The organism is Rhizobium sp. USDA 4016 (assembly GCF_056279705.1).
This window is the reverse complement of sequence record NZ_JBWCCY010000004.1, coordinates 3,980,001-3,991,566: the sequence shown is the minus strand read 5'-3', so window position 1 is coordinate 3,991,566 and position 11,566 is coordinate 3,980,001. Positions and strand designations below refer to the sequence as shown.

The following is an 11,566-nucleotide window of genomic DNA, read 5'->3' as shown; positions in this document are numbered from 1 at the left end:
TAACCAGACGGAATAGCTGATCGTGCGACGCCTTTTGACATGCTTCCTGATCGCCATTGCGGCGCTCACATCCGTGCCAGCCTATGCCGTTGAGGTCGTGCCGCCCGGCAATCGCAACATCGAGCAGCCGGCGGTTCCGGGCGCATCCGTCCGCCGCACCAAGGGCACCAAGTCGACCTTCGACCGGAAGTACGAGAAAGTTTACGAACTGCTCTCCACCGATCGCGAACTGATGGGCAAGATCAGGAAGACGGCCGCCGCCTACAGCATCGATCCCATCCACATCATCGGCGCCATCGTCGGCGAGCACACTTATAACGTCGATGCTTATGACCGCCTTCAGTCCTACTACGTGAAGGCCGCCTCCTATGCCGGCGAGAGCTTCCGCTTTGCCTACGAGGGCGAGGATGTCGACACCTTCGTCGATCGTCCGCAGTTTGCAGAGTGCAACGGCAAGCGTGATTCCTATCTGCTCTGGAGCTGCCGTGAGGATGTTTGGGAACGCGACTTCCGTGGAAAGGCTGTGGACGGCAAGAGCTTCCCGAACAATCGCTTCAGCGCTGTGTTCTTCCAACCGTTTTATGCCGGTCAGACCTTTGGTCTCGGCCAGGTGAACCCGCTGACGGCATTAATGCTCTCGGATCTGGTCAGCCGTGTTTCCGGCTATCCGAGACTGAACGAAAAGGACGCCGGCGCCGTTTACAGCGCCATCATGGAGCCGGATATCTCGCTCGCCTTCGTTGCGGCCTCGATTCGCGAGTCGATCGAAGATTACAAGCAGATCGCCGGCATGGATATTTCGAAGAATCCTGGTCTGACCGCGACGCTTTACAATGTCGGCAATTCGCGCCAGCGCGCTTTGGCTCTTGCCGCGAAGAACCGGGCCTCAGGTGCGCTAGTCTGGCCAGAGGAGAATTATTACGGCTGGCTGATCAACGACAAGCTGGACGAGCTTGAGGGCCTGCTCTAACCTTCGCCTTTGCGGGAGGTTATAATCCTCCGCGAAAGGCCGTTTCCATGGATATGCGACCGGAACCGTTTGTTCCACCCGCACCGCTGCCGCGCTCTGTGCCGCCATCGCGGCTGGAGATGATCTGCACGATCCTTCGCAATCCGCTGGAGCTCTGGGGCGAGCCGTCCTACACGCTTCCCTGGATCAAGACGCGCTTCTTCCACGATAGCACGATCATCGTCAACGATCCGGGTCTCATCAAACATGTGCTGGTCGACAACGTCGCGAACTACCGCATGGCGGATATCCGCCAGCTCGTATTGCGCCCCATATTGCGCGACGGATTGCTGACGGCCGAAGGGGAGGTCTGGAAGCGATCGCGCAAGGCGGTTGCTCCCGTTTTCACGCCGCGCCACGCCAACGGTTTCGCAGGGCAAATGCTGCTGCAATCCGAGGTCTATGCGCGAAAATACGAAGCGGTCGGAGGCGAGAGCCAAGTATTCGAAATCGCCAGCGATATGACCGAGCTCACTTTTGCGATCCTCGCCGATACGCTGTTTTCCGGTGAGATCGTCACCGCATCAGACAGCTTTGCTGAGGATGTGAACGCGCTTTTGCACCGTATGGGCCGCGTCGATCCCATGGATCTCCTGCGAGCGCCGCCCTGGGTGCCGCGGGTGACACGCATTGGTGGCCAGAAGGTTCTCGACAAATTCCGCAACATCGTGCGCGAGACGATGGACGCCAGGCTCCGGCGCATGGCTGCCGATCGCGGCTCGGCGCCGGAAGATTTTCTGACTCTGCTGCTCGACCGGGCAGCAACGGGCGCCCTCACCAATGAAGAGATCGAAGACAATATTCTGACCTTCATCGGCGCGGGTCACGAAACGACGGCGCGAGCGCTCGCATGGACGCTCTATTGCGTGGCGAACAGTCCGCATATCCGCGACGCGATGGAGGAAGAGATCGGCCGCGTTCTCGCAAGCGGCGCCGAGCCCGTCGAATGGCTCGATCAGATGCCCTTCACCCGCGCCGCCTTTGAAGAGGCCCTACGGCTCTATCCGCCGGCGCCGTCGATCGACCGCGCGGCGATCGCTGACGACAGCTGGACAGATTCCAAGGGCGAGAAGGTCGATATCCATGCCGGCATGACGGTGCTCGTCATGCCCTGGACTCTTCACCGGCATGAGCTCTATTGGGAGAAGCCGCGTGCCTATATGCCCGAGCGGTTTTTCCCGGAAAACCGCGGCAAGATCGGCCGGTTCCAGTTCCTGCCATTCGGTGCCGGTCCGCGCGTCTGCATCGGTGCCACCTTCGCCATGCAGGAGGCGGTCATCGCGCTAGCCGTATTGATGAGCCGTTTCCGCTTCGATGTGACGGAAAAGACCAATCCCTGGCCGGTGCAAAAGCTGACGACCCAACCTCAAAACGGTCTGCCGATGCGCGTCACGCAGCGTACTGTTTCCTTGTCGGCATAAATCTTTCGAACTATTGCAGAATTGACTATGAATGACAGCGGCGCAAATTGACAGCATGTGAAAACGCCGCCTTCCGCGGGAGGAGAATTGCATGAGCTGCATCGAAAAGAACGGTCTTTCCATCGAAACTGTCCTTCATGACTTCATCGTCAACGAAGTGCTTCCCGGCCTTCCGGTTGACGCTGATGCATTTTTCGCCGGCTTTTCCGCAATCGTTCATGACCTCGCGCCGAAGAACCGCGAACTGCTTCTGAAACGCGATCACCTGCAGGCGCTTATTGACGAATGGTATCGCCAGAACGGTGCGCCGGCGGACATGGAAAGCTATCAGGCCTTTCTGCGCCAAATCGGCTACCTGCTGCCGGAAGGCTCGGATTTCCAAGTTTCGACCGAGAATGTCGATCCCGAGATCGCTTCGATTGCGGGGCCTCAGCTCGTCGTTCCTGTCATGAATGCGCGTTACGCCCTGAACGCCGCAAATGCGCGCTGGGGCTCACTTTATGATGCGCTTTACGGCACGGATGCCATTCCCGAAAGCGACGGAGCGGAAAAAGGCAAGGGATACAATCCGAAGCGCGGCGAAAAGGTCATCGCCTGGGTTCGCGATTTTCTGGACAGCGCCGCGCCGCTCGAAGGCGCGAGCTGGAAGGATGCGGCTGCCTTCAAGGCGGACGGCGGAAATCTCGCGGTCACCTCGACGGACGGCGAAAAACTGGCGCTCACGGATAATCGGCATTTCGCCGGCTATCGAGGCGATGCGGAGACGCCGACACATCTTCTCTTGAAAAACAACGGTATTCACATCGAGATTATCATCGATGGCTCGACGCCGATCGGAAAGGGCGATCCGGCGCAGATCTCCGATGTCTGGCTCGAATCTGCGATCACGACGATCATGGACTGTGAGGATTCGATCGCCGCCGTCGATGCCGAGGACAAGGTCGTCGTCTATCGCAACTGGCTTGGTCTCATGAAGGGTGACCTGCAGGAGGAGGTGAGCAAGGGCGGCGCGACTTTCGTCCGCAAGCTCAATCCCGACATCACCTATCAGGCGCCGGACGGCTCCGCCTTTGACTTGCACCGCCGCTCGCTGATGCTCGTCCGCAATGTCGGCCACCTTATGGGTAATCCGGCTATCCTCGACCGCGACGGCCGGGAAGTTCCTGAAGGCATCATGGATGCCGCCATTACGGGCCTGATCGCGCTTTACGATATCGGTCCCAACGGCCTCCACAAGAACTCCCGCACCGGCTCGATGTATGTCGTCAAGCCGAAGATGCATGGGCCTGAGGAAGTGGCCTTCGCCGTCGAGATTTTCTCCCGCGTCGAAGAACTGCTCGGCATGCCGAAGAACACGATGAAGATGGGGATCATGGATGAGGAGCGCCGCACGACGGTAAATCTCAAGGAATGCATTCGTGCTGCCCGCGAGCGCGTCGTCTTCATCAATACCGGCTTCCTCGACCGTACCGGAGACGAGATCCATACCTCGATGGAAGCAGGCCCGATGATCCGCAAGGGCGATATGAAGCAGGCGGCCTGGATTTCCGCCTACGAGAACTGGAACGTCGATATCGGCCTCGAATGCGGCCTGTCCGGTCACGCGCAGATCGGTAAGGGCATGTGGGCGATGCCTGACCTGATGGCGGCCATGCTGGAGCAGAAGATCGCTCACCCGAAGGCCGGCGCCAACACCGCCTGGGTTCCCTCGCCAACCGCAGCAACACTGCATGCGACGCATTATCACCGGATCAACGTGGCCGATGTTCAGCGCGGACTGAAGGATCGTGCCCGCGCCAAGCTCTCCGATATCCTTTCCGTTCCTGTCGCCACCCGGCCGAACTGGACAGCGGAAGAAATCCAGCGAGAACTCGACAATAATGCGCAGGGTATCCTCGGCTACGTCGTCCGTTGGGTCGATCAAGGTGTCGGCTGCTCAAAGGTGCCCGACATCAACAATGTCGGGCTGATGGAAGACCGCGCAACGCTTCGCATTTCCGCTCAGCACATGGCCAACTGGCTGCACCACAAGGTCGTCAGCGAAGCGCAGATCATCGAAACGATGAAGCGCATGGCCGCAGTCGTCGATCAGCAGAATGCCGGCGATCCTGCCTATATACCGATGGCGGAGAATTTCGAGCGCTCGGTCGCCTTCCAGGCTGCCGTCGATCTTGTCTTGAAGGGCAGGGAGCAGCCGAGCGGCTACACGGAACCGGTTCTTCATCGCCGCCGTCTTGAGCTCAAAGGCAAGCAGGCTGCATAAGGCTCATGATCTAACAAAAAGGCCACCGGAAGAAAATTCCGGCGGCCTTTTTTATAACGAATTCGCTTTTTAGCTTACTGGATAACGATGACCTTGGTCGCCTTGCCCGGACGGACACGGCTGTAGAGGTCGATAACGTCCTGGTTCATGAGGCGGATACAGCCGGACGAAGCCGCGGTGCCGATGGAGGCCCATTCGGGCGTGCCGTGAAGACGGAAAAGGGTGTCCTGACCCTTTTCGTTGAAAAGATACATGGCGCGTGCGCCGAGCGGATTCGTGAGACCTGGGCCCATGCCGTCTTCGACGTATTTTGCAATGTCGGGCTTGCGGACGGCCATTTCCTTCGGCGGATGCCAGGTCGGCCATTCCTGCTTCCAGGCGACATAGGCCGTGCCGGCCCATGCGAAGCCCTGCTTGCCGACGCCGATGCCGTAGCGCATCGCCTTGCCGCCCGGAAGGACGTAGTAAAGGTGGCGTTCGCGGGTGTTGACGATGATCGTGCCCGGACGCTCGGTCGTCTCGTAGGAAACGATCTGTCGGCGGAACTCCGGCTTGACGCGCTGGATCGGGATGGCGGGCAGAGCGTATCCGGCATCAGTCCTCACGCCGTAGGCGTCATCGAAGATCTGCGCCGTCTGGACAGTCGGGCCGGCGGCCTTGTCTTCGAGGGAAGCGCGATCGGAATTGGTGGAGCAGCCGGCCAGAGCGAGGGTCGCGATCAGGCCGAACACAGGGAATGCATTGCGGATGCGCATGAATATCTCTTAGGATTGGCAGTGAGGAAACGGTCTTGGAACCATCTTTGATTATGGTTTATTTTCGATTAACTTCGTCTTTGCAAGATGTTGCAGTGCGACGAGAGTTGCCCGCAGCGGCAAAGTAGAACCGCATGGTTTTTTTGCAACAGAGCGCAGTGTTCCCAAACGGTTATCCATGACGATTTTGAGCGTTTACAATAACAATCCGTTAATAGATGGCCGGCAATCGGACAGAGCTATGCTCGTGCGCCGAGGGACTCAGATATTACTTCACGACATGCGTCATGCGGTTCTGCCTGAACTGCCGTTGGCGAGCGGCCGGCGCGCCGATCTGATCACCATGTCGGAAAAGGGCGAGATCTGGATTATCGAGATCAAAACCTCAATCGAGGATTTTCGCGTTGATCGCAAATGGCCCGAATACCGGCTGCATTGCGACCGGCTCTTCTTTGCGACGCACAAGGATGTACCGCTTGATATCTTCCCGGCGGAATGCGGACTGTTCCTGTCGGACGGCTATGGCGCGCATATGATCCGCGAAGCGCCGGAACACCGCCTGGCGCCGGCAACCCGCAAGTCGGTCATGCTGAATTTCTCCCGTGCCGCCGCGCAGAGACTGATGCTGGCCGAATGGGCGAATGGCAAGCAGCTTGCCACCGACGATATTTAACAGCGGCTATTTCGGAGCGCGTTTGGCGAGAATTCGCTGCAGCGTGCGGCGGTGCATGTTGAGCCGCCGCGCTGTTTCGGAGACGTTGCGCTCGCACATTTCGTAGACACGCTGGATATGTTCCCAACGAACCCGGTCGGCCGACATCGGGTTTTCGGGAAGTTCCGCCTTTTCGCCCGGCCGCTGAGTCAAGGCTGCGAACACGTCGTCCGCATCGGCAGGCTTCGCGAGATAGTCGACAGCTCCCAGCTTCACGGCCGTCACCGCCGTTGCGATATTGCCGTAGCCCGTCAGCACGATGATCCGCGTATCGTCCCGGCGCTGGCGGATCGCCTCGATGACGTCGAGGCCGTTACCATCGCCGAGCCGTAGGTCGACCACCGCATATTTCGGCGGATGGCTCTTCGACTTCGCAACTCCTTCCGCAACCGATTCGGCCATTTCGACCTGGAAGCCGCGTGTCTCCATCGCGCGTGCCAGGCGTCGCAGGAAGGGACCGTCATCGTCGACGATCAAGAGGCTCGCGTCGGGGCCGATGTCGTGTTCGCCGGCGGTAAGGGTTTCGTGGCTTTGTTCGGTCATGGTCTTCGATCCTGGCGGTTTGCAACCCGCCCTATATTTGCCAACTGCACATATCTTCATTATGCCGATAAAGTCATTTTGTCGAATTTGCATCGATGAGCATGCGCGGCCATTCGACACGGATACGCGCTCCTTCACTTTCCGGATCGCGGTTCTCGAAAACCAGCGTCGCACCGGAACGTTCAAGCAGCGTCTTGGCGATGAAAAGTCCAAGCCCCAGCCCGCCTGCAGTATCCTCCTTCTGCCTTTTGGTGACGTAAGGCTCTCCGATACGGGTGAGAATATCCGGTGCGTAGCCGTTGCCGTCGTCCTCGATGACGATCAGCACCTTGTTGTGGTCATGTTCGACCGTGACCGTTACCTTCTCGCGAGCATAATCGACGGCATTTTCGATGAGATTGCCAAGCCCATAGATGATCCCGGCATTGCGCTCCGTCACCGGTTCACCCTTGCGCGGGCTTTTCTCGATCAGCTCGACTTCGATCGGAAATTCGCGATAGGGGGCAATGATCTCCTCGATCATCGAAGACAGCGGCAGCCGCCGCATATGCGCATCGCCCTCTGCCGAAAGGCTCGTCAGTCGCTTCAAGATATCTCGGCAACGTTCGCTCTGGCTGCGCAGCAGTTGCACGTCTTCGCGGAACCGGTCGTCGTCCTTCAGTTCGCGCTCCATCTCCTTTGCGACGACGCTGATCGTCGCAAGCGGCGTTCCGAGCTCATGTGCCGCCGCCGCGGCCAGGCCGTCGAGTTGCGAGAGGTGCTTTTCCCTCTGCAGCACGAGTTCGGTCGCGGCCAGTGCATCCGCCAGCTGGCTCGCTTCCATCGAAACGCGATAGGCATAAAAAGCTGCAAAGACCATGGTCGACGCAATCGAGCACCAGACACCGAACTGCATGACGTTGTGCACATCGATCTCCGCACCATCGAACCATGGAAGTGGGAAGGGCGAGAAGGCGAGGATCGTGATGCAGACCATTGCAAAGACGATGAGTGCAACGCTGTAGCGGATCGGCTGGGAGGCAAAGGAAATGATGACCGGCACGCAGACGAGCGCCGCAAATGGGTTCGCCAGGCCGCCGGTGATAAACAGCAGCGCGCAGAGCTGCAACAGATCCAGCCCAAGCAGCGCGAAGGCAGCCGGCGGTTCCAGGCGATGTGTCGGCGGATAGCGGATCGTCAGAAAGAAATTGACCCAGGCAAGCGCTGCAATCAGCAAGCTGCTGGCGAGCAGCGGCAACGGGAATTTCAGCCAGAAGGCAACGATGAAAACCGTCGCCGCCTGTCCGCCGACCGCGAGCCAGCGCAAACGTACGAGCGTCTGCAGGCGCAGCCTGCGGCTGCTATGCCGGTCGTTCTGCGGTTTGTTGTTGACGTCATCGGCCATGCTCGGCTCCTCGCCCAGGCTTATGTACCACGCGGCTTGGCGCGTGTCGTCGGCAAGGCTTCCTCTGGCCGCTCCGGCCAGGAATGCCGCGGATATCGGCCTCGCATTTCGGCACGTACGTCCTTCCACGAACCTGCCCAGAACCCTGGGAGGTCGCGCGTCGTCTGGATCGGCCGGTGCGCGGGCGAGGTCAGTTCGAGAAGAAGCGGCAGCCGTCCGCCGCCGATCGCCGGATGCTGCTTCAATCCGAAAAGCTCCTGTACCCGGATCGTCAGCAGCGGCTCCTCGCCGTCATACTGGATCGGATGCCGCTGGCCCGTTGGCGCTTCGAAATGCGTCGGTGCAAGCCGGCTGAGGTCACGTTGCAGTTCGCGCGACACAAGCGCCATCAGCCCGCTGGTGAGCGATCCGGCGGAAATATCCGAAAGCCCGCGCGCATCGCTCTGGTAGGGCGTGAACCAGTCGTCCAGCCGTTCCAATAACGCAGCGTCGCTGACATCCGGCCATGGCGCGCCGATCGTTCGATGCAGAAAGCCGATCCGTTCGCGCAGCTGGATAGCTTCCTTGGAAAAGGGCAGGGCGTTGAGTCCCAATTGCCGTATGCCATCCGCTAGTGCTGCGGCAACAGGCTCGCCGTCTGGCCGGGGCAACGGCGTTTCGTCAAAGACGATCGCCCCGAGCCTTGTCGCGCGCCGGGCGCGGACCTGCCTGCTCGGCAGGTCGAAATAGGTCTGCTCGCCGATCTTGATCACACCTGGCAGCTGGGTTTCGACATCGCCGCGCGAAATCTCCGCCGCAGCCAGGATGCGTGCCTGCGTCGCGCGTCCGGTCAGATCGGCGATCACCATCATCTGGCTGCCCGCCAGACGTTCCGTCTCCGACAATTCGGCGCCACGGCCGTTTGCCATCACGTACCGTCCCCGCCCGCCGCGCTGCAGGGCAATCCGATCGGGAAAGGCATGCAGCAGGAGCTGTCCGGCAAGCGGTGGCGCGCTTGAGGAAATCTTGTTGAGCCCGCGCGCCAGCCGTCCGGCAAGGCGTCGCGAAGCATCAGCCCTTTCGCCCTTCTCCACCTTGAAGCGCCGCAAACGGTCCTCGATGTCGATGCTCGTGCCGCCGAGGCCCTGTTCCGTTAGAAGAACGGCAAGCATTGCAGCTTCTTTTGCGTGACCGCTTTCCCCGGCCGAAACCACCATGGCTGCCAGCCGCGGCGGCAGCGCAAGCTCGCGCATCGTCCGTCCGCGCGCAGTCAAAGTTCCATCCTTGTCTAGGGCTCCGAGTTCCTGCAGCAGCGCACGCGCCTCCTTCAGCGTCGTCGCTGGGGGCTGGTCGACGAAGGCAAGCGATGCCGGATCCTGAACGCCCCAATGCGCCAGATCGAGCACGAGACCGGAAAGATCGCTCGACAGGATCTGCGGCGGTGTGAAAGCAGGCAGCGCGGCCGTCTGCCCCGGGTGCCAGAGGCGGATCGCGATACCGGGTTCCGTTCTGCCTGCGCGCCCGGCGCGCTGGTCGGCCGAAGCCCGCGACACCCTCACCGTCTCCAGCCGTGTGATACCTGTCGAAGCCTCGAACACCGGCAGCCGCTGCAGCCCGCTGTCGATTACGATGCGCACGCCGTCGATGGTGATCGACGTCTCGGCGATCGAGGTCGCAAGCACGATCTTGCGCGTGGCCTTCGCCGCCGGACGGATTGCTGCATCCTGCTCTTTCTGGCCGAGATTGCCGTAGAGAGGGGCGATCAGCGTGTTCGACCCCAACCGCCCTTCGAGTCTTTCCGCCGTTCGGGTGATCTCTGCCTGCCCAGGCAGGAAAGCGAGGATCGATCCCGTCTCACCCGCATGGGCCTCGATGATTGCCCGTATAGCGGCGTCCTCTATACGCTCGCCGCTCGGGCGATCCCGATAGCGGACGTCGATCGGAAAGCTCCGGCCCCTGCTTTCAATCACCGGCGGATGGTCGAGGAGTGCTGCGACACGCTCGACGTCGAGCGTTGCCGACATCACCAGAAGCCGCAGATCATTACGGAGCGCCGTGCGCACGTCGAGCGCCAATGCCAGTCCGAAATCCGCATCGAGCGAACGCTCGTGAAATTCGTCGAAAATGACTGAAGAAACCCCCGAAAGTTCCGGATCGTCGAGGATCATGCGCGCAAAGACGCCTTCGGTGACCACTTCGATCCGCGTCTTGCCGGAAATGCGGTTGTCGAGGCGCATGCGGTAGCCGACTGTTTCGCCCACCTGTTCGCCGAGCAGAAAGGCCATGCGGCTCGCCGCGGCCCGCGCTGCCAGCCGCCGTGGCTCCAGCAGAATGATCCTGCCGTCGTTGCGCCATGGTTGATCCAGCAGATAAAGCGGCACAAGCGTGGTCTTCCCGGCGCCGGGTGGCGCGGAAAGAACGGCTCGTCCGCTTTCGGCAAGTGCGGTTCCGATCTCGGGCAGAACGTGAGAAACCGGAAGTTCCGGCAGAACGGGCATTGCGCTTATTTCCCGCCGGTGACGGTTTCATAGGCGAGAATCGCTCCGGCGAGATCCTCGAGCGCAGCGCCCACCGATTTGAAAAGCGTGATCTCGCCTGCCGCGCTGCGGCCGCCTCGTGTTCCGCGAACGAGTTCGGCAAGTTCTGCCTTGATCGCACCCTCGTTGAGCACGCCGCTTTCGAGCGGCTGAACGATATCACCCGCTTCCTTCATCGCACCGGCTCGCGTATCGACGAAAACGGACGCACGGCGGATCGCCTCGTCGTCGGTCTCGCGCATGCTAGGCTTGAAGCCGCCGACGAGATCGAGATGGGCGCCGGGTTTCAGCCATGCGCCGCAAATGAGCGGCTCGCTTGAGAGCGTGCCGCAGGAGACGATGTCGGCGGTTCGCGCCGCCGCTTCGATATCGAAGACTGCCTCAGCGGCCAGCCCAAGCTCTCGGGCTTCGGCCGCTACCTTTTCTGCGCCTGCACGATTGCGCCCCCAGATATGGATGCGCTTGATCGGCCGGATGGCCGTATGCGCCTGCAGCAGATTGAGCGAGAGGCGGCCGGTTCCGCAGACAAGCAGCTCGGCCGCATCCGGCCGCGCCAGATAGCGTGCCGCCAATGCCGAGGTCGCAGCCGTGCGCCGTGCTGTCAGCTCGCCGCCGTCGATCGCCGCAAGCATTTCGCCCGTTGCACCTGACGAGAGCAGGTAGGTCCCGAAGATTGCCGGCAGCGCGCGCTTGGCGTTCCCCGGAAATACCGAGACCATCTTCACGCCGGCATAGCGGCCGGGCACCCAGGCAGGCATCAGAAGCAGCGTCGCATTTTCTTCGCCAGGGACATGCATGTCGTGATGATGGCGCACCGGCATGACGCATTCGCCGGCAAACATCGCCGCGATCGCTTCGATAAGGTCCGCCCAGGGAAGTGCCGCGCGCGTTTGTGCTTCATCGAGGACAAGCATTCCAGTCTCCATAACCGAATATCCGAGACGCCAAACTAGCGATTGACCG

At 60.8% G+C, this 11,566-nt stretch carries 9 protein-coding genes; 4 read left to right on the top strand and 5 right to left on the bottom strand.

Annotated elements, in window-relative coordinates; genetic code table 11:
* Positions 1-22: 22 nt before the first annotated feature.
* From ACZ9DP_RS35565 to ACZ9DP_RS35555, 3 genes are all read left to right on the top strand, one after another.
* Positions 23-970: a DUF1402 family protein gene (locus ACZ9DP_RS35565; RefSeq protein WP_194728540.1), complete on the top strand. Its 948-nt coding sequence runs from the start codon at positions 23-25 to the stop codon at positions 968-970.
* A 47-nt stretch (positions 971-1,017) separates the two neighbouring features.
* Positions 1,018-2,430 (top strand): cytochrome P450, encoded by a 1,413-nt coding sequence (locus tag ACZ9DP_RS35560; RefSeq protein ID WP_476205188.1) that lies wholly within the window; start codon positions 1,018-1,020, stop codon positions 2,428-2,430.
* Between the two features lie 91 nt (positions 2,431-2,521).
* Entirely contained in the window at positions 2,522-4,693 is a 2,172-nt protein-coding gene (locus ACZ9DP_RS35555; RefSeq protein ID WP_476205187.1) for a malate synthase G, read from the top strand.
* 74 nt (positions 4,694-4,767) lie between these two features.
* On the opposite strand, the gene ACZ9DP_RS35550 is transcribed toward ACZ9DP_RS35555, so the two are convergent.
* A complete protein-coding gene (locus ACZ9DP_RS35550) occupies positions 4,768-5,448 on the bottom strand; it encodes a L,D-transpeptidase (protein WP_022718454.1) in 681 nt (226 codons plus the stop codon).
* Positions 5,449-5,626: 178 nt separating this feature from the next.
* Between ACZ9DP_RS35550 and ACZ9DP_RS35545 the strand changes: the two genes are divergently transcribed.
* On the top strand, positions 5,627-6,121 hold the full coding sequence (locus ACZ9DP_RS35545; RefSeq protein WP_074066151.1) for an MmcB family DNA repair protein: 495 nt from the start codon (positions 5,627-5,629) through the stop codon (positions 6,119-6,121).
* Between the two features lie 6 nt (positions 6,122-6,127).
* Here ACZ9DP_RS35545 and ACZ9DP_RS35540 read toward each other — a convergent pair whose 3' ends face one another.
* From ACZ9DP_RS35540 to lhpI, 4 genes are all read right to left on the bottom strand, one after another.
* Complete coding sequence (locus ACZ9DP_RS35540; protein ID WP_028740154.1) at positions 6,128-6,703, bottom strand: ActR/PrrA/RegA family redox response regulator transcription factor; 576 nt, start codon at positions 6,701-6,703, stop codon at positions 6,128-6,130.
* 73 nt (positions 6,704-6,776) lie between these two features.
* Positions 6,777-8,087 (bottom strand): ActS/PrrB/RegB family redox-sensitive histidine kinase, encoded by a 1,311-nt coding sequence (locus tag ACZ9DP_RS35535; RefSeq protein WP_476205186.1) that lies wholly within the window; start codon positions 8,085-8,087, stop codon positions 6,777-6,779.
* Positions 8,088-8,107: 20 nt separating this feature from the next.
* Positions 8,108-10,564 carry an ATP-dependent helicase HrpB gene (gene hrpB / locus ACZ9DP_RS35530; RefSeq protein ID WP_476205185.1) on the bottom strand — a complete coding sequence of 819 codons (2,457 nt, stop codon included), beginning with the start codon at positions 10,562-10,564 and terminating at the stop codon, positions 8,108-8,110.
* A 5-nt stretch (positions 10,565-10,569) separates the two neighbouring features.
* Positions 10,570-11,517, bottom strand: coding sequence for a bifunctional Delta(1)-pyrroline-2-carboxylate/Delta(1)-piperideine-2-carboxylate reductase (lhpI, locus tag ACZ9DP_RS35525; protein ID WP_476205184.1), 948 nt, complete (start codon positions 11,515-11,517; stop codon positions 10,570-10,572).
* Between the last annotated feature and the right edge of the window lie 49 nt (positions 11,518-11,566).

What these genes read in the sequence shown, in the direction of transcription:
- ACZ9DP_RS35560 (WP_476205188.1), top strand. Translation starts at nt 1,018, where the DNA reads ATGGATATGCGACCGGAACCGTTTGTTCCACCCGCACCGCTGCCGCGC.
- ACZ9DP_RS35555 (WP_476205187.1), top strand. Translation starts at nt 2,522, where the DNA reads ATGAGCTGCATCGAAAAGAACGGTCTTTCCATCGAAACTGTCCTTCAT.
- ACZ9DP_RS35550 (WP_022718454.1), bottom strand. Translation starts at nt 5,448, where the DNA reads ATGCGCATCCGCAATGCATTCCCTGTGTTCGGCCTGATCGCGACCCTC.
- ACZ9DP_RS35545 (WP_074066151.1), top strand. Translation starts at nt 5,627, where the DNA reads ATGACGATTTTGAGCGTTTACAATAACAATCCGTTAATAGATGGCCGG.
- ACZ9DP_RS35540 (WP_028740154.1), bottom strand. Translation starts at nt 6,703, where the DNA reads ATGACCGAACAAAGCCACGAAACCCTTACCGCCGGCGAACACGACATC.
- ACZ9DP_RS35535 (WP_476205186.1), bottom strand. Translation starts at nt 8,087, where the DNA reads ATGGCCGATGACGTCAACAACAAACCGCAGAACGACCGGCATAGCAGC.
- hrpB (WP_476205185.1), bottom strand. Translation starts at nt 10,564, where the DNA reads ATGCCCGTTCTGCCGGAACTTCCGGTTTCTCACGTTCTGCCCGAGATC.
- lhpI (WP_476205184.1), bottom strand. Translation starts at nt 11,517, where the DNA reads ATGCTTGTCCTCGATGAAGCACAAACGCGCGCGGCACTTCCCTGGGCG.